Below are 18,123 nucleotides of genomic sequence, written 5' to 3' on the forward strand. Positions count from 1 at the left end.
GACAGGGACGAAAGGCGGCGGCTGGCCAAGATGTGCACCCGGATTTTAATTGTGGATGACGACCGGACGATTGTGGACTTTTTATCTATATTTTTAGAACGGGAAGGGTACAGTATTTCGTCCTGCTATGAAGGGGAGACGGCGCTGGACCACATTCGGAATGAGGCATTTCAGCTCATTCTACTGGATATTATGATGCCGGTCTTGAATGGTTTTGACCTGATTGGACGGATTAGGGAAATCTCGGAGGTTCCGGTGATTTTCCTGACCGCCAAGGATCAGCAGGAGGATAAAATCCGGGGATTTATTGCCGGCTGCGATGATTATGTCACGAAGCCCTTTGATCTGACGGAGCTGTCTTTGCGAATCTCGGCGATACTAAAACGCAGTCCGGCAGCCGCAGAACAGCCGGCAGAGGCTCCGGGGGAGCTGCAGATTAAGGATGTCACTCTGCTGCCGGAGGAGCATGCCGTGTCCAAAAATGGTGTGGAGATTAACATGACGCCCAAAGAATATGGGATATTGCTGCTGCTGGCCAGGAACAAGGGCCGGGTGTTTACCTCACGCGACATTTATGAGCTGGTCTGGGAGGATACCTATCTGGAGAGCGACAACACCGTGCTTACCCATATCCGCAATCTGCGGGAAAAGCTGGGGGATACCGTCAAAAATTCCAAGTACATCAGAACGGTCTGGGGTGTTGGTTATAAAGTGGACAAAGAAGCTTAGAACAGGACTGGTCGGTGAACTGGTCCTGATTTTTATTCTGTCGCTGGCAGCCACGCTGGTCACAGTTTCATTGACAGCCCATTTTTTGAAGGGCTCCGCGTTATTTTATCCGGCACAGACCGATGCGGAGCGGATTATGAACTACAGGGAAAAGGTTGGCAATCCGCTGGCGGCTTGGCTGGATACCCGGGCAAGCAAGGCAGCAATTCCTCATCAACTGGAGCAGGAGCTGCGGGCGACGTTTCCCTTGGACTACGACAAAAGCTTTAGGGCCGCAGAGGAGGTAGTTGTGTCTGTGGTAAATGGGCAGGGGGAGCTGCTTCAAGCCAATTCGCAGGTTGTCATTGTCCGCTCCGGGGAGACATTGCCGGGGGGTAAGGCGTTGCTGTCTACAGCAGATTATTCCCCTGCGCCGGAGGCGGGAGGTTTCGTGATCGGCAATCCGGAGAAGGAACAGGTCTACAATATCGTTTTCTTTGCACCTAAAGAAGGCATCAGCATCAGCTATAACAACAGCTCAGGCACAAAACTGCAGGAAACTCGTAAGCTGGGGAACGGGCTTTATCTGGTGGCTGTAAGCACGTTTACTTATACCGAGAATCCTGTATCTCTGCTGGGTATTGTTGTGTTTTTACTGCTTTTTTATCTTGGTGTGCGGGGGAGAATCCGGTATATGCGCACTCTCAAACGGGGCACACATACGCTGTACGCGACTGATTTTGAGGCTCGTATTCCGCTAAAATACAACAATGAGCTTACCACGATGGCTGCTGCACTGAATGATATGGCTGAGCAAATCGCCGCAAGCCGGAGCAAGGAGAAGGATTTTCTGCTCAATATTTCCCATGACCTGCGCACGCCGTTAACTTCCATCATGGGCTTTCTCAGTCTGCTCAAAGAAAAATCGTATGACAGTGAACCGGAAAAGGAGCGGTATATTGAGGTTCTGGAGGAGCGGACAGGTTACTTAAAGAAGCTGATTGATGAGTTTTTTGAGATTTCGCAGCTGAAATGGAAGCCCGCAGTGATGAACAAGAGCAGGGTGAACATGCAGGAGCTGCTGCGCCAGGTTGTGGTGGGGTATCACCCCCAAAGCAGGGACAGGCGGATTGAGACGGTTCTGCTGCTCCCGGATCAGTCGGTTCATGTGGAGATTGACGCTGACCTATTCGTCCGGGTGCTGGAAAATCTGCTCTCCAACGCCTTCAAATACAGCCGCCCAGATACAGAGCTTATTATCCGCCTCCGGGAACCGGTGGCGGAGAATCGTCGTCATATTCCGCTTCGGCTGGAATTGTGGAGCACGCCGGCCCAAACGATGGGGAGCGTGGAGCTGCACAGGCTGTTTGACCGGTTCTACAAAGGGGATTCGTCGCGGACTGGCGAAGGCGCGGGGCTGGGCCTGTCCATTGCAGCTGAGATCATCAGGCTGCATGGGGGCAAGCTGGACGCGCGGATCGAAGGAGAACGCCTGGGGATGATTATCGAACTTTTTATGGCTTATTAACAGCGGCATGAAAAAAGTGCAACTTGTAGAGTTTTCCAGCGTCTGTACATAGAGGTGATTGATCATGCCCCATATCCAAAAAATCGTCTGGATTGGTTGTTTATCTGCAATAGCCGCCTTTAGTGCAGGCTGCAGTAACGTTACAGATTCTAATGTTCCGGGAGCAAAAGCCAGTCCGGCACAGTCGGCAACTGCCCTTCCCGCTGCTCCAACAACTGCAGCCCCTACAGCTTCACCTACTGCTGAATCATCCCCTTTGCCTGCTGCCAAGTCTGCTTCGTTGATCCAGGGTGAAGTCCCTGAATACGACGGGAGCGGGCGGTCATATCTGATTACGGGCACGGAGCTGCAGGCGAAATATTCTGCTGACCAGAGCTTGCCGCTGGCCGTTTTCATGCCGGAGAATATGCGCCGTTTTGAAGAGAATGGCCGAACCGCATGGGGGACTAGCGACAAAGAAAATTGGATATCCTTTCGTGCATTAAATGATGGCGATTCCGCCAAAGCCGGAGGGGACCAGCCTGAAATAGCCGGTAGCGATACAGCCCTGCAGCAGTATAAGGAATACCAGGGCGGTTACTCCGATGGAAACAGCAGAGTGGATGTGTTCAAGATTCAAGCCAAAGGACAAGTCTACCAGGCAGAAATCCGAACCACTGCAGAGCAGCGGAAAGAGCTTTTGCCCCTGTTTGTTAATGTTCTGAGAGAAGTGCAGTACATGAAGAAGCAGCCGCCGCTGGTGGCCGGGGTTTTTGTTCAGAAGCCCGATGTCGGGAAGAGCAAAGAGAGCCGGCAGATGCTGAAGGAGGTAATGAACTGTCTCGAAGCTATTGTTGCGCATGACAAAGAGAAGTTTCTTAGCACTATGCAATCACCCGAAACCGGGGACTATTTGCTGTTCTTCATTGAGAATTCGACAGCTTACCGTTTCACGGAGTTGACGTATGAGGGAATTGCAGCGGAAGGCACGCAGCGGGCAACCTTTAATGTGAGCTATCGGTTCATGACGGATGAAGGCTACCAGGCGGATCAGAGCTATGGAATCTATTTGCTGCGCAACAAGCAAGGCGAATGGAAGGTAGCCAATATTGATTGATATTAATCAAGTTACGTAATGAATATTATGTAAACTTATATAGAACACTTATGTGAAACACTTACGAGGTGCATTCATTAGTTAGGCGGGGAAATCACTTAAGCCTGAATAAACCCATCAATTGCAGGGGTTATTCAGGCTTTTCGCCGTCACTATGTGCGGGCAGTGGAGACAGCGGCGTCACCCAGATTTTGTAGAGTATGCCTTCACTGGTGAGATCATAATTCGCATGGACAAGGAACTGGGGAACAGAAATCGTATTCAGCCGGGTGAGTTCAAACACCAGAACATGGGCCAGCATCCAGTCGGATGTCTGATAGCCGGAATAGCGATAGCGAATCTCCATAAGAGGACCGCTTATGATCCATTCAAATGCTTCATGAAGACTGTCGACGCTCATGGTTTCCATGTGCCAGACGATATTTTCCGGCTCTATACCGTGACGAGAGTGGGGGAGACCTGCAATATTGGGCTCTGGACTTTTTATGAATTCCACATAACTTGCCTCTTTCTGGTCATCGTCCTCTTTCATCCAACATTCCTCCCAAGCATGTATTTTACCTTATTATAGCAAAAAGACGGGCTTGGATTCTGAGTGAATCTCCAATAGTTAAGTCAAATTCAGAAAGGGAACAATACACAGTTAACATAATAATAACTATGACAACAACTTGCGAGTTATTATAGGTCTATGCGCCAAAAATTCCAGGCTAAAACAGACATATAATGAATATTACAACATATGAAAAATTCACAATAATAAAACAAAAACCAGACACCACCCACCCACTTCACTCAAATACACCATACGACGGTCCTTTTATACAACAAGACAGAATAAGGTGGAGGTGCCCGGCTCTCAAAACAGCTATGTATTGTCAAAACAATTTTCGGCTAATCTCAAAAGCAGCTTCAGCGGCATTTACGGCATGATCCAGTGAAATAATGGAGGCGGAGCCGCCGGCGAAGCTTTGGAGCGCGTAGCGTAAGCTTTTCTCATAAGGGTTACCTTGATCCAGTACAATCTCCTGTTTTCCGGCCGGTCCATATTCGTGCAGTGTGGCTTCCACTTTGCCATCCGGATAATCTACTTCATGGAACACAAGCTTAGCTTGTTCAAAATAGGCTTCATACCCTACGGTGAACGGATAAGCTTCCGGCATTTGGGAGGAGACAAGGATTTCGGCAGAGAACTGTGGTGTATCAAAATCTGCATGGACCAGCGCTTGGCCATCTTTGCTGCTGCTTCCCCAGATGGAGGAGATTGGAGGATTACCCAGCAGCCAGGTTACCATATCCAATTCGTGGATCATGAGGTTTGCTGCAATTTTACCCAAACCCAGGTCGCCCCATAAGGGTGCGGTTTCTCTTTTCAGGCTTACATGCAGCAGCTTGCCGTACTGTCCACTGTTTACGGATTCGTACAGATAGGTATAAGCATGATCGAATTTGATAAACTGATTGACCATGATCCGCTTCCCAGAACTATCTTGAGCTTGCCGCATAGCCAATGCATCCGCACTGCTCAGGCAAACCGGAGTTTCGCAAAATACATGTTTTCCGGCTTTCAGCGCCTGGATGGCGTATTGACTGTGCAGATGAGATGGCAGGCAAATATCGATCAGATCCAGCGAGGGATCGGATATAATCTCTTCGATGGAGGTAGTAGTTTCAACTCCCAGTTCCTCCTTCAGCTGGCCCAGCTTGGCTTCATTTCTGCCAAAGATGACGATGCGTGTGACACCTTCCATTTTTGCGAATAGGCTTGCATGATAGGCTCCAAAGCCTGTTCCCAGTATGCCAATATTCATTTACAGCAGCTCCTCTCTTTGATACATTCATCATACACATGTATTGTTGACAACAGAGTGGCGAGAATAGTGTGACATGGCAGAATATATTTACTATCGCATGAGGGGGCTAAAATATGAGGCTGCATCGCTTGATTGCAATACTTCTATTGATTGAATCCAGAGGGAAAATGAAAGCCAACGAGCTGGCGGAAGCGCTTGAAACCTCAGTTCGCTCTATATACAGAGACATTGATGTCTTAGCAGAATCCGGGATTCCTATGGTAACAACACCTGGTCCGGGAGGCGGGATCTCGCTGATGGAAGGCTACTCGGTCAACCTGCAGAAGCTGCACGGTGAAGAAGTGATCAATCTGTATTTGACGGGGATGGGTATTCCTTTTGACGCTCAGACTGAATCAGGACTAAAGCTTAAGAATGCGCTGCTGAAGCTCGAAAATACCTTGCACGCTGCCTATCAGGAGGATATTCACAAAGCCAAAACCCGGTTTTATTACGATAACGCCCCATGGTGGGAGGAACGGGCAGAGCTTCCTTGCCTGGAGCAGCTTCGCTCGGCCGTCTGGAGATGCCGGTTGATCCGCATTCAGTACCGCAAAGTAAATGGAGAACTGTCCTCCCGCATTCTGCATCCCTATGGAATGATTGTGAAGCAGGGGGAGTGGTACCTGGCAGCTTACTGCGAGGCAGCGGATGAGATTCGTACGTTCAAATGTGAGCGGATTGTATCCGTTGATGCGATGGATGGAGAATACACAGTCCCGCCAGATTTCTCCCTGGAGGAATATTGGCTGCGCGGGAATGATGTTTTTAAGCAAAACTGCAGGCAAGAAGAGTTCTATCCTGTGGTGGTGCGGGCAGCCAAGGAGCGGCAGCAGGGCTTGAGACAGTACGAGATCGTCGAAGCAAAGGAAACCGAGGAACACCTGGAGTGTACACTGAATCTGTACAGCTATGAATTGGCATGCAGGCAGGTAATGAATCTGCTGAACGATGCGGTAATCTTGCAGCCTACAGAAATCAGGGAATACATTAAAGAGCAGCTTCAAATGCTGCAAAAGGTGTATGTTTAACAAAGTTCATGCAACGAGGTTACATATTAAATATTATGTTAACTTAACCTGTTTAAGGCAAAACCCCGCCCAACAAAGACCCGCTAAGCGCTTCGGCTGCTGGCGGGTCTTAATAGTGAGGTTCAGGCTAGAGCATTTTCTGGATTAGGCGCTTTGAGAGGGGCTTGCGGCTTCAGCGCGTTCTCTGGCATGCAGTCGTTTATGTGCAGTGATAAGGAAAGGAAGGCCCAGTGCAGTGCTTAGAGCCAGCGGTACAAATACAGCCGGGCCATTCGTGGCGCCAAATTCATCAAGCAGCAGCCCCCCGAGAATAGGTGCCATCACATTACCCAGATTATTAAAGCCTATCGTGCCAAAATACGTGCCTTTCCATTCCGGCTTGGCAATCCGGTCAATCAGCATATCCATCATGGTAAAGAGAAGGACCTCCCCGACGGTGAACAGCACCACACTGAACATCAATAGGGCTACCCCGCCTGCAACACCGAACAGAACCAGACTGAGCGCTACGCAGATATTCCCCAGAATTAACGGAACAAGCGGCGGATATTTGCTGGCTGTACGGACGATCGGGTATTGGACCACAAGTACGGTGACTGCGTTAAGCGACAGCATGTAGGAAAAGACCTGACTTCCATTCGAGAAATGAGTGTCGACCGCCAGATACTGAGCCAGCGTGGAACTGAAATGCCCATAGCCCAGCACACAAAAGATAGTCCCCACCAGCACCGGCAGAAATACACGGTCCCGCCCGGTGACTGCGAGCGCTTCACGCAGTTTGGGAGCACGTGCTTCCGAACGCACAGGCAGACTGGCGCGATGGGCCGAGAATTGCATAAAGAGTACGATTCCGTAAGCAATATATACCACTCCGGCGATCACGAACGGGAAGGTGGATTTAGCCGAGCCCAGCTGCAAACCGATAATCGGGCCAAATACTACACCCAGATTGACTGCCGCATACCGCAGATTGAAAACCAGCAGTTTATGATCCGGAGGGGTAATATCCGAGAGCAGTGCACGCGAAGTGGGTTCAAATACGGCACGGCACAGGCCATTCAGCGTATTCACCAGGAAAAAGACCCAGACATGCTGCGCGGAAGAGAAGCCGAAAAAGACACACGCCCAGCCGAATACGGAGACCAGCATGACGATTTTACGGCCGAAGACATCGGAAATGTATCCGCCATAGAAGCTGATCAGCACGCCTGCCAATGAGCTGACAGCTACGGTTATGCCGGTTTGTGAATGGGATGCGCCAAGAACCTGGGTTAAATAAATGGATAAAAAAGGAATACTCATCGAAGTTACCAGGCGGCCGAACATGGTGCCGATGATAATCGTCCAGGCCAGGGGATGGATTTGCTGCAAATGCTGTTTCATGTAATCGTGGATCTCCTAATCTGATTGCTGTATTTTTGGGGGAAAGCTTACGGGTTTCTGTTCTAATATACGGATAGATAGGACACAGCCGTGTTTGCATGTGTATAATTGTATAGATAAAAGGGGGAAATAAAAGTGTAAGCTTTCTCTCCTCTCTTTCACCTTTAAAGGAGCACTTTATATGGATAACAATGTCGTACATTTTCTCCGGCTGGTTTCGGCCTTGAATACTCCCTCCAGACTCCAGGAGCCGATTCCGGTGACCATAGAGCTGCTGGCTTCGGTCCTGTGCTGTACTCCCCGCAATGTGAAGTTCATTCTGCGCAAGCTCGAAGAGAAGGGCCTCATACAGTGGCAGCCGGGACGGGGGCGGGGACATAAGTCCGGGATGACCTTTATGCGGAGCGTAGAAGAGGTATTGGAGGAGCATCTTCAGGACCTCACCGGCAAGGGGAAAATCAAACAGGGGATCGAGCTGATTGGATTGCCCGAGGTGAACGGTGCGCTGCAGGAGCGCCTCTTGTCGCTTTTGAATATGCATATGGGCTACCACAGTGAGACTGAATCCATTACCGGGCTGGATACTCTGCGCATTATCCGCAACCGGCGAATGGAGAAGCTGGACCCCGCTTCCGTGTATACAGCCTTTGAATCCTACCTGATCGAACAGATCTGCAGCACGCTAGTAACTTATGATGCCAAGAGCAACAGCTTTTTGCCGGGACTGGCCCATATGTGGGAGGCTAATACGGAGCATACCAGCTATATTTTCTATCTGCGCAAGAGAGTCCGTTTTCATCACGGCAGGTTTCTGACTTCAAAAGATGTGAAAGAGACACTGCTGCGACTGACAGATGAGAAGAGTCCTGTTTCGTGGCATTACCGGGATATTGTGCGGATTGAGCTTCAGGGGGATCACCGCATCCGCATCGATCTGGCACGCCCCAATCTGTTCTTTCTGCATTTATTCAGCTGTGTGCACATGTCCATACTGCCTTACGATGTGGATGTCCTGAATCAACCGATTGGAACCGGCCCTTACCGCCTATTGGATTACAACGAGAATGTTCTGGTGCTGGCAGCTTTCGATGATTATTATGCGATACGGCCGCTGCTCGACCGGGTTGAAATCTGGTATGTGCCGGAGCTGGGCTATAATGACCGTACTTATCAGCTGCCTGACGCGGAGACGGGCGGGACCGGCGCCGGAGAGGGGGAGTGTGCCAATCTTAGCATTGACTATCCGGCACTGGGCTGCAGGTATATTATGATGAACTTTCACCGGAATGGGCGGCAGCATCACCCGTTATTCCGGCAGGTGCTGCGGATGCTGTACCACCCGGAGGCGCTGGTCCGTGAATTGGGGGGCAACCGGATTACACCGGCGGACAGTTTTTTGCCCTGGATAAGCCGCCGCACCCTCTGGAAACAGCCTTCCATGGAAGAAGCGCAAAAGCTGCTGCGGGCCGCCGGCTATCAGGGAGAAGTAATCATGCTTGCCTATGCATCCAGACGGGAAGAAGAACGGGAAGAAGCGGAGTGGCTGCAGCGGCGCGGAGCACGGATTGGTCTGAATATACGTCTTGCACCCTATTCCAATTTTAATATTAGGGAGCTTTTGCTGCAGGCCGATCTGCTGCTTGCGGAGGAGGTGCTGGAGGACGACTGGCAGTGGGGAATGATTAACTATTTTATGAATCAATCCAATCACTTTTATTCTCTGCTGCAGCAGAGTCAGCGGGACGCGATCGAAGCACAGCTGCAGGATTTTGCCGAGGTGCCGGAGGCAGCTAGAATTCTGCTTTTGGAATGTACGGAATCCTTGGTCCGTGACAACTGCTGGGTATTATACGGCTCTCATCTGAACAAAAGAGCGCAGCTCAACCAGAGCCTGTTCGGTCTGCATGCCGGTTCTTTTGGTTTTCTTGATATCTCCAGGCTGTGGATCAAAACGGGATTTGCAGAAAAAGCGCATGGAGGCGGCATTGGCACTGGTACTGGAACTGGCATGTCCAATTCCGATTCGGTAGAATAAGATAGGGAAGCCAAATTATTAAAGGGAGCTGTGAACAAATGAACCATGCACAACCAGGGATCAGCACATTTCTGATGTTTGAAGGACAGGCTGAAGAGGCGATGAATTTCTATGTTTCATTGTTCGACCGTTCAGAAGTAACCAGCATTAAGCGTTATGGCCCAGGTGAAGCCGGAGCAGAGGGAACGGTCATGCATGCGTCATTTACGATCAAGGGAGCTTCCTTCATGTGCATTGACAGCTATGTGAAGCACGGCTTTTCCTTTACACCGGCGATTTCTCTGTATGTAAATTGCGCAAGTGAAGCAGAGCTTGATACTGTTTTTGAACAACTATCTCAGGGGGGCAATGTTCTGATGCCTTTAGGCGAATATCCCTTCAGCCGCAAATTCGGATGGGTTGCCGACCGGTTTGGCGTGACCTGGCAGCTCAACCTGCCGGACCCGGAGTAAATTAACAAGTGCCTCCTATCTCCGCAAGTGATAGAAACCGGCTGCAAAGGGTAAATACCATACATGGCCCCGCAGCAATGGCTAATCACAGCGTAAGGAGGCATTCATTCCGATGGAACAAACCAGTGAATCGCTTGGAAGCTTAATCCGTAAAGGAAACAAATCGTCAGGCTCGGCCGCGATCGGCAATACCTGCATTGCCGTCGTCAAAGCTGTCGCTTTCGCGCTCACCGGCAGTGGCTCGATGTTCGCCACGATGATGCATTCGATTGCCGATGCAGTGAACCAGATGTTTGTGTTTACCGGAAGTGTGCTCGCTGAGAAAAGACCGACCCGCCGCTTCCCGGACGGCTTCGGCCGTGTCATTAACCTGTTCTGTATGGTGGCCGTGATTGTCGTAACCATTATGGCTTATGAAACGATGCTGGAGGGCTTCCATTTGCTGAAGCATCCGGCGGAGGAATCGGGCGGGTATTGGATCAATGTGATCGTACTGCTGCTTTCCATCGGTGCAGATGGCTTTGTCTGGGTGAAGGCGATGAATGAAGTGCTGCATGAATCGAGAGTCGAAGCCAAAGGATTGAGGAAACTCACCGCATCACTCAAAAATGTAAAAAGAGCCGCGCCGCCGACCCGCCTGGTGTTCTATGAAGATCTGGTGGCCACAAGCGGCGGGGCACTCGCGATGCTCGCCGTGCTGGTGACCGCTTTTACCAGTTTCAAGCTGCTTGATGGTGTGTCCAGCATTCTGATTGCCTTTATGATGATCGGTGTTGCTTTTCGAGTAGGGTATGACAATATGGTCGGGCTGATCGGTGTAGCTGCCCCTCCGGAGATTGAAGACCGGGTCGCCCGGATCATCTTCAGCGATCCGCAGGTGACGGATATTTACCAAATGCGTATTTTGCAGGAGGGACGATATTATCACGTTGAGGGGCTGATTGAGCTGAAGAAGGGGATGTCCCTGGCGGATGCCGATGATATCAAATTCAAGGTCAGAGACAAACTGCTGGCAGATCCGCACATCTCGGACGTGACACTCGGAATTCTGGAGGATAATGGCATCCGCAACTGGGAGCCGCAAGCAAATGGCTGAACTTGTTTATGTAATGTAAAAGGAATAAACATGGAAGGGGAGTGCTGTGAATGCGGCATTCCCCTGTTTGTTTTTGACGATGGGGAAGGGGGCAAAGTCCGCCATCTCAACTAATCCTTCTGTCAGTACTTACCCCACTTGTTTCCCATCGCATTTTTTGCAGACCGCAAGCTTGTCGCCGGAGGGATCTTTGCCAAAATATAAAAGCTTGATTCTTGTGCTGCCGCAGATCGGGCAGGTGCCTCTGCTCCGGGAGGGAGTCCGCCATAAGGCTTTGCCGCGTTTGTTCTTAGACATATTCTGTTCCACCTTCGCGCTTGATATCCTATCATATGCCCAAATTGAGGGCAGCGTGAAAGGAGACGAAGGGAGAATGGGAGGTGTCTAATAGGTGGATCAATGAATCTTTGGAGGTTGAGACTTCATCGAATCGTTAAACTGGGTCACAAAAACACCTTCGTTCGGGCCAGAGTTATTTCGAAACATTTTTGCTTCTTCAACCAGAACTTCGTCTGTATCCGTACCAAGTACCTTTATCGTTGCTTCAATGAATGACGCGAGTGGCATCGCACGCGGTTCATTGTTGTTGCTTTGAACCCATGGCGGCACAATTTCTAATACTTTTACCGATGTGTCTTTAAGCATGTACCGTTGGGACAGTGTATAGGTATGAAGTGCCGCCTTCGTCGCGGAATATACAGCAGTCGCCGCTAATGGCATAAATCCAAGTATCGAAGTCGTGTTGATGACAACCGCTTCTTCTTTGGATTTCAAATGCTCGATCAATGCAGAAGTCATACGAATTGGTCCTAGCAAGTTTGTCTTGACTGTCGAAACCAAAACATCCTCATCAATCACACCCGCCGCGTTATCGGAGTGGATGATGCCGGCGTTGTTAATCAAGACATTTAAATCCGGGTGTTCTTCGATTAACTGCTTAGCGGCCGCCTCTATGCTGGCAGGATCTTGTACATTCAATTCCACTGCGGATATGCCGGGATTCGCGTTGATTGTCTCCTCCAGACGCTCTTTACTCCGGCCAGAGATAATAACTTTATTTCCAAGATTGTGTAGAGCTTCTGCTAACGCACGCCCAATTCCCGAGCCGCCGCCTGTAATGAAAATCGTGTTTCCTGTAAGTTTCATTTTGTAAACCCTCCTGATTTAATATAAACGATTTTTGTATACCTCTTCTTAAATTAAACATATGTTGAATTAATAACATACGTTTTATATAGTGAATGTACCAGAGCGAAAAATGGTGTTCAATGGTTAAAGCAAGCTCCGTTGTTGATTTTTCAACAAAGGGCTTCGATGTGTTCATTCTATATGGGATAAAGGAGAGAAGGATATGGACAGGCGTATTCAAAAATCGAGGCAAGCGATTATTGATGCTTTTATGAGGCTGATGTCAGAAAAGGAATTCGAGAGCATAACGATCAATCAAATTGCTGAGGAAGCGAATGTCAATCGGGGAACGGTGTATTTGCATTTCAAAGACAAGTACGATCTGCGCGATCAACACTTGGAAGCTCAAATTAACCAGTTACTACATAATTGTATGTCTGAAGATAACATGGTTCATCTCCCTTCCAAAACCACACTATTACGCACGTTTGAATATTTGGAGCAACATGCTTCGTTCTATTCCTTAATGCTGACGAGCAAGGGAAACACGGTTTTTCGAAACCAAGTGGAGACAATGTTGCGGCAAAAACTGACCGAGCATCTGGATTCGATCAACCTCGATGGGAAACTGAACAGGGACATTACGGTGCAATTTTTAATTTCAGCGGCAGTGGGTGTATTGGAATGGTGGATTATCCGTTCGATGCCATATCCGGCATCGGTCATGGTGGAACAGTTTTGGAATTTGCTGAATCAAGGTATCGAAGGACACCAGCATGGTGCTATTTCCGATTAGATAACGACCTGAATTTATTTTACGCATTGTGAATTAGGGTCAGAGAAATCCAAATGATTGCCGGCAATTGGAGATTTAGAGAGTATGTGCAAATAGTCTATTTAACGCCGAAAAAACAGCGTATAACATAAATTATACGCTGTTTTTGGTGAGAGCGATTTTATTTAAGGAAGAGGGCACTTGTACGACGAAAATCAATGATATAAAGAGGTAAAATATAATAATATAGTTTATATATAACTATGGAATTGAACTTATCAACATCCGCCTAAAATTTCGAAATCAACGACTGCTGCATCGTGCTATAATTATTCAAAAAAACAAGTAGGTGGACTCGTTGACATATAGCAGTTCCAAACGAAGCTGGAGATCGGACAAGTTGTCCCGGCTCGGCTCCTCGATATTTGCGGAAGTGGCAGCATGGAAAGGGGAGGCGGCCAAATCAGGCCTGGACGTGATCGATCTGGGGATCGGCAGTCCGGACCAGGCGCCCGCTCCAGAAATCCGGCGGGCTCTAAGTGAAGCCGTACTCAGAGAGAATAGCTATTCCTATCCGTCGTCCAAAGGAAGCCCGGCATTCCGCAGGCAGGCAGCGGCATGGATGGAAGCAAGGTTTGGTGTAAAGGTGGATTCGGACGATGAGGTCGTGGCACTTATGGGCTCACAGGATGGACTTGCACACTTGGCGCTTGCCGTCTGCAATCCGGGCGATCTGGCAATCGTGCCTGACCCCGGTTATCCGATTTACTCCGGTTCGCTCGCAATAGCCGGTGTGAAGGCGTGGACGCTGCCTCTGCTGGAGCAGAACGCCTTCGTCCCTGATTTGGACAGCATTCCAGACGGGGTATGGCAGGAGGCAGTATTTATTCTGCTAAGTTTCCCCGGCAATCCCATCTCGACAACGGTGGATCTGGCATATATGGAGAAATTAATTACGCTGGCCCGCAAATGGAACGTGCTGGTCATTCACGACCTGGCTTATTCAGAAATGGGTTTTGACGGGTATAAGCCTGTGAGTATACTGCAGGTGCCGGGGGCCTTGGATACCGCAGTTGAATTCCATTCCTTCTCCAAAAGCTTCAACATGGCCGGCTGCCGGATTGGCTTCATGACCGGCAATCGTGAGGCAGTTGGAGCGCTGAGAGAACTTAAAAGCAATGTGGATTATGGCGTATTTGACCCAATCCAGGAAGCAGCCGTTGCTGCGCTGGAGCTGGCGATGAAAGCCGGAGCGGACCAGGGTGTTGCCCCGCTGTATGAACGGCGCCGGGATATGTTCATCGCGGAGTTAGCCCAGCAAGGCTGGGTGGTTCCGAAGCCCAAAGCGACAATGTTTATTTGGGCGCGCCTACCTGAAACTTACAGTGCCGGACTGGAAGAAGGAAGATCACGCAGCTTCGCGCGTGACCTTTTACTAAAGACAGGAGTAGCAGTCATTCCTGGGGACGCTTTTGGAGAACAAGGGGACGGATTCGTCCGAATAGCGCTGGTAGAAGAAGAAAGGCGGCTCTTGGAAGCCGCCCGGAGAATAGGCGAGTATCTGCGTAGAATTGGCTAATCTTCTGGAGCGTTATTGCCAATCTTTTGGCAAGGCTACCGCAATTAGTCGGTGCTCCGTTGGAATCAGTGCCGTACCGTTAACAATGCTGATATTTCCAAAATAGGGGGTAGCGGCTCCGCTCTTAATCATCCCCAGCAATGCTCCGGTATCGGAATGATTAATGGAAATGTACCCGTTCTCGTAAATTGCGAATACAGCCTTGCCAACCCGCTCCAGATGTTCTACCTTGCTTGCCGGATTGTCGAATGTAACCACGCTGTCGTCGGCGAGATGAACACCGGTAATTTGGGTGCCTTTTTGAAAAAATGCCATCCCATCAACAGGTCCGGCCAGCCATTTTCCGAAGCTTTCATAGCTTTTTGGGGCAGTGCTGGCATTCGACCCGCGAGTAAAGCGCGTTAAAATATATTCGTCCTTGTCGAGATTACCGTCTACTGAATAGACATAAGGGTTCTGAATGGAAGTGAAGAAATTTCCCTGTCTGGAGATGTCGTTCAGAGCCTGGTAGTTTTCCTTGGTGGTCACTTTACCTGTAACGGGATTCATGCTCACCAGTGTCATTAGATGGCCCGGTACAGGTGCTTTCACATTTTCATATGCGGCCTTAGCTTGCTCCCGCAGCACCAAATGCCCCTCCTGATAAGCAATCATGCTGTAGATCCCTTCGGTTCTCCAGAGCTGCTTGCCGGTAGCGGGGTCAAGGCCAAAAAATTGTGTGCGAATATTATTGACAGTACTGGAAACAACAAGTACGCCCTTGTATTCTCCATGCAGGGTACCGACGTACATGGGGATTCTTTTATTTTCCCATAATTTCTTGCCGGTTCCCGGATCGTAGGCGGCCACACCGCCGCTCTCATTGGCGAAATAGACTTTGCCGCTCATCAGGCGGGCTTGCCCGCCAATCTCCATAGGGCGCTCCGATACTTTTACCTTCCAGAGCAGCTTACCGGTTGAAGCGGAGACTTTTACTAGTTGTTCCTTATTGTCAATGAAGAAGACGGAATTATTCGTAACAATTTGCGGATGTTCACCGGTTTTGTACGACCACCGGATTTGGCCGGAAGCAATATTTTTGGCATAAAGCGTATTTTTGGCAGAAAAATAGAGGAATCCATTCATAACCGGTTGTGTGGTGTCATACATGCCGATGCCATCCGTTGCGACTTGCCACTTGAGAGGTAATAGGGTATCTTTGGAGACTGTAGCGGCAGCGCTCTTTACGGATGCTGCGTGTGCTGTACCGGTATGGATGGCTTGTAATGAAAGGCCGATACCGGTAGACAATAGGGAAATGGAGAGAAAGGCAGATAATACAGGTTTAATGGTTTTATTCTGTGGCAAAGGTTTCCACTCCTTGTGATTATTCTAAATTGTTAGACGCATGAACCGATATTTAGTTGCTAAAATAAGTAAGTTGTCTAAGTTAACATAATAATTAATATGGTAACTTATAATAACTTAGAAGTTGGTTTGTTTTTCCCCCATAATGAATATTAACGTCAGTTTGTATTCAGGGAGTGATCCACAAACGGTTGTAGCTCACTCATTGTTAATGTTATGCTTTAATAATACCCATTTTATGGGTCGCAATTTAAGGAGCGTTTGACATGAAGTTACCTTTACACGACCGATTCATTGAGCAAGCAATTGAGTATGTGAGTCAAGATCAACGACTTATAGGTCTCCTCGCAGGCGGATCTATGATGTACGGTGAAATGGATGAGTATAGTGATCTGGATTTAATAATTGTCTACAATCATGCTTTTCGAAGCGAGATTATGGAGCAACGGCTTCTAATTGCCGAAAAGCTCGGCAACTTACTTTCTGCATTCACAGGCGAGCATGTCGGGGAACCCAGATTGCTTATTTGTTTATATGGCCCAACCCCTCTTCATGTCGACCTTAAATTTGTACAACTGGAAGAGCTCGAATCCCGAATTGAGAATCCACTGATTCTATGGGAGAGAGGTACTGATATTACAATGATAATAAGTAAAACAAGTCCGGTTCTTCCTTTCCCTCATCATCAATGGATTGAAGATCGCTTCTGGGAGAGGCGAATTATTCGAATTTATCGATACTTTAACATTTATGCGCAATGTAGTGTTGGGCCCGTTGGTACTCATTTGCAACGGCCATCCCCCGAGAGGGGTTCGAAAGCTCGAGAAATACGCTCTTAAGGATCTGGGGGAACTAAAGGGAACGATTCCCATCCACAGCTTTGAAAGTTGCTACCATGCGCTAAAAAATACAATCAAGATGTACCAACGTCTACGCCAAGTTTCGGAAATTTCACCTAGGAAGGAAGCAGAACGCATCTCAATTGAGTTTCTTGACGGTATTCAGACAATTCCAGAAGCAACTTATTCAACTAAAGTAGAAACCGAGTAAAGCAGTGGGCAACATTTTTTAGAAAAGAGCCTCATATGTAAGATCCCTGCCGATTCGGCAGGAATCTTACAATGAGCAATGAGCAGAGGGGCAGAATTGTGCAGTAGGGGATTTTACAAGTTACGTTTGATTTGTTCGAAGCCCTCTTTAATTGTATCAATGACAATTTTCGGCTCGGAAAACTGAGGGAAATGCCCGCTTTTTGGAGCGGAAATATGTTTGCTGTACCTGGACAATGAGAGCAGTTCCATTTGATGCTGCATCCGTTGTTTTTGGACAATATCGGGGATCATGCGATTTTCTTTCCCGCCAGTGATCACATATACAGGAATATCGGGGAACTCAGCGCTTGCCTCGATTTGCCCCACTGTTTCTTTCACATATTTGTCTTCATTGAATTTTTTATGTGGAGATAAGAAATCAAATACCGTTAACATTTTGTTAATGGTTTTTACAGCTTTTCCTTGATAATCCCCAAGACTTAAATCTTTCGGGTGGCTGGATTCCAGAAACACAACACCCGCTACTTCTCCCGGGTAACGCCGGGCATATAAATTTGCATATAATCCGCCTAATGAATGTCCAACCAGCAAGAAGGGAGGCTCAAAACCAACGATTGTTAATGCTTCCCGTAAGGTTTCAACAATCGTTAGCCCATCTTGGGGTTCTAGTGGCTTATCACTGCCCGCAACGCCAAAACGGTTATAGGAAAAAACAGAGCAGAACTCCGAAATTTCCGGCAGGATATTCATCCAGCCCTCTATAGGTCCAGAACCGCCATTGATTAAAACAACATTGGGTTTGTGGTTCCCGCATATATTGTATTGCAGCTTCCCCCGTGATGTATTCAGATTTAATAACTTTAGAGTCAACGCCTCTCACCCCAACTTTGTAATCTCTGCTTTACGGGTAATACGATGGTGATTAGATTCTGGTTTCGTAGGAGATGGATTTGCTGTTATGCCAGGCGAATTAATAACAAATGAAAGTTAACATAATATAAAATATGTGAACTGAGTAATATTGTAATCTCATGAACTAACAGGCCTGCACCGGAGAAGA

At 48.5% G+C, this 18,123-nt stretch carries 17 protein-coding genes; 10 read left to right on the plus strand and 7 right to left on the minus strand.

Features of this window, described 5'->3' with window-relative positions; genetic code table 11:
- The first annotated feature begins 30 nt into the window (after nt 1-30).
- The 3 genes from BLQ82_RS07870 to BLQ82_RS07880 all read left to right on the plus strand — a co-directional run bounded on the left by BLQ82_RS07870 (nt 31) and on the right by BLQ82_RS07880 (nt 3,332).
- Nucleotides 31-729: a response regulator transcription factor gene (locus tag BLQ82_RS07870; RefSeq protein ID WP_062528419.1), complete on the plus strand. Its 699-nt coding sequence runs from the start codon at nt 31-33 to the stop codon at nt 727-729.
- Complete coding sequence (locus BLQ82_RS07875) at nt 698-2,236, plus strand: sensor histidine kinase (protein ID WP_143013374.1); 1,539 nt, start codon at nt 698-700, stop codon at nt 2,234-2,236. The genes BLQ82_RS07870 and BLQ82_RS07875 overlap by 32 nt, the downstream gene beginning before the upstream one ends.
- 64 nt (nt 2,237-2,300) lie before the next feature.
- Nucleotides 2,301-3,332 carry a hypothetical protein gene (locus tag BLQ82_RS07880; RefSeq protein ID WP_062528417.1) on the plus strand — a complete coding sequence of 344 codons (1,032 nt, stop codon included), beginning with the start codon at nt 2,301-2,303 and terminating at the stop codon, nt 3,330-3,332.
- Between the two features lie 130 nt (nt 3,333-3,462).
- Here the strand turns inward: BLQ82_RS07880 and BLQ82_RS07885 are convergent, their stop codons facing one another.
- Nucleotides 3,463-3,864 carry a hypothetical protein gene (locus tag BLQ82_RS07885; protein WP_244280727.1) on the minus strand — a complete coding sequence of 134 codons (402 nt, stop codon included), beginning with the start codon at nt 3,862-3,864 and terminating at the stop codon, nt 3,463-3,465.
- A 346-nt stretch (nt 3,865-4,210) separates the two neighbouring features.
- A complete protein-coding gene (locus BLQ82_RS07890) occupies nt 4,211-5,143 on the minus strand; it encodes a Gfo/Idh/MocA family protein (RefSeq protein WP_062528416.1) in 933 nt (310 codons plus the stop codon).
- Nucleotides 5,144-5,259: 116 nt separating this feature from the next.
- On the opposite strand from BLQ82_RS07890, the gene BLQ82_RS07895 reads away from it, so the two are divergent.
- A complete protein-coding gene (locus tag BLQ82_RS07895) occupies nt 5,260-6,216 on the plus strand; it encodes a helix-turn-helix transcriptional regulator (RefSeq protein ID WP_062528415.1) in 957 nt (318 codons plus the stop codon).
- A gap of 144 nt (nt 6,217-6,360) precedes the next feature.
- Here BLQ82_RS07895 and BLQ82_RS07900 read toward each other — a convergent pair whose 3' ends face one another.
- The gene (locus tag BLQ82_RS07900; protein ID WP_062528414.1) at nt 6,361-7,599 is read right to left on the minus strand and encodes an MDR family MFS transporter; all 1,239 of its coding nucleotides are present in this window, start codon (nt 7,597-7,599) and stop codon (nt 6,361-6,363) included.
- 181 nt (nt 7,600-7,780) lie between these two features.
- Here BLQ82_RS07900 and BLQ82_RS07905 point away from each other — a divergent pair, with 181 nt between their 5' ends.
- From BLQ82_RS07905 to BLQ82_RS07915, 3 genes are all read left to right on the plus strand, one after another.
- Complete coding sequence (locus tag BLQ82_RS07905) at nt 7,781-9,634, plus strand: ABC transporter substrate-binding protein (protein WP_074648020.1); 1,854 nt, start codon at nt 7,781-7,783, stop codon at nt 9,632-9,634.
- Nucleotides 9,635-9,672: 38 nt separating this feature from the next.
- Nucleotides 9,673-10,086, plus strand: coding sequence for a VOC family protein (locus tag BLQ82_RS07910; RefSeq protein WP_062528413.1), 414 nt, complete (start codon nt 9,673-9,675; stop codon nt 10,084-10,086).
- 112 nt (nt 10,087-10,198) lie between these two features.
- Nucleotides 10,199-11,182 carry a cation diffusion facilitator family transporter gene (locus BLQ82_RS07915; protein WP_062528412.1) on the plus strand — a complete coding sequence of 328 codons (984 nt, stop codon included), beginning with the start codon at nt 10,199-10,201 and terminating at the stop codon, nt 11,180-11,182.
- Nucleotides 11,183-11,311: 129 nt separating this feature from the next.
- Here the strand turns inward: BLQ82_RS07915 and BLQ82_RS31860 are convergent, their stop codons facing one another.
- Both BLQ82_RS31860 and BLQ82_RS07920 read right to left on the minus strand, forming a co-directional pair.
- Nucleotides 11,312-11,479: a hypothetical protein gene (locus BLQ82_RS31860; RefSeq protein WP_167529895.1), complete on the minus strand. Its 168-nt coding sequence runs from the start codon at nt 11,477-11,479 to the stop codon at nt 11,312-11,314.
- A 99-nt stretch (nt 11,480-11,578) separates the two neighbouring features.
- Nucleotides 11,579-12,328: an SDR family oxidoreductase gene (locus BLQ82_RS07920; protein WP_062528410.1), complete on the minus strand. Its 750-nt coding sequence runs from the start codon at nt 12,326-12,328 to the stop codon at nt 11,579-11,581.
- A gap of 205 nt (nt 12,329-12,533) precedes the next feature.
- On the opposite strand from BLQ82_RS07920, the gene BLQ82_RS07925 reads away from it, so the two are divergent.
- Both BLQ82_RS07925 and BLQ82_RS07930 read left to right on the plus strand, forming a co-directional pair.
- Nucleotides 12,534-13,106, plus strand: a complete 573-nt coding sequence (locus BLQ82_RS07925; protein ID WP_062528409.1) for a TetR/AcrR family transcriptional regulator — start codon at nt 12,534-12,536, stop codon at nt 13,104-13,106.
- A gap of 328 nt (nt 13,107-13,434) precedes the next feature.
- A complete protein-coding gene (locus BLQ82_RS07930) occupies nt 13,435-14,664 on the plus strand; it encodes an aminotransferase class I/II-fold pyridoxal phosphate-dependent enzyme (protein WP_425281071.1) in 1,230 nt (409 codons plus the stop codon).
- Between the two features lie 12 nt (nt 14,665-14,676).
- On the opposite strand, the gene BLQ82_RS07935 is transcribed toward BLQ82_RS07930, so the two are convergent.
- On the minus strand, nt 14,677-16,011 hold the full coding sequence (locus tag BLQ82_RS07935; protein WP_062528407.1) for an outer membrane protein assembly factor BamB family protein: 1,335 nt from the start codon (nt 16,009-16,011) through the stop codon (nt 14,677-14,679).
- A 266-nt stretch (nt 16,012-16,277) separates the two neighbouring features.
- On the opposite strand from BLQ82_RS07935, the gene BLQ82_RS07940 reads away from it, so the two are divergent.
- Complete coding sequence (locus BLQ82_RS07940) at nt 16,278-16,850, plus strand: nucleotidyltransferase domain-containing protein (protein WP_341874784.1); 573 nt, start codon at nt 16,278-16,280, stop codon at nt 16,848-16,850.
- Nucleotides 16,851-17,174: 324 nt separating this feature from the next.
- Here BLQ82_RS07940 and BLQ82_RS07945 read toward each other — a convergent pair whose 3' ends face one another.
- On the minus strand, nt 17,175-17,933 hold the full coding sequence (locus BLQ82_RS07945; RefSeq protein WP_062528406.1) for an alpha/beta fold hydrolase: 759 nt from the start codon (nt 17,931-17,933) through the stop codon (nt 17,175-17,177).
- Nucleotides 17,934-18,123 lie beyond the last annotated feature (190 nt).

The sequence above is a fragment of the Paenibacillus jilunlii genome (assembly GCF_900102965.1).
Classification (GTDB): domain Bacteria; phylum Bacillota; class Bacilli; order Paenibacillales; family Paenibacillaceae; genus Paenibacillus_AQ; species Paenibacillus_AQ jilunlii.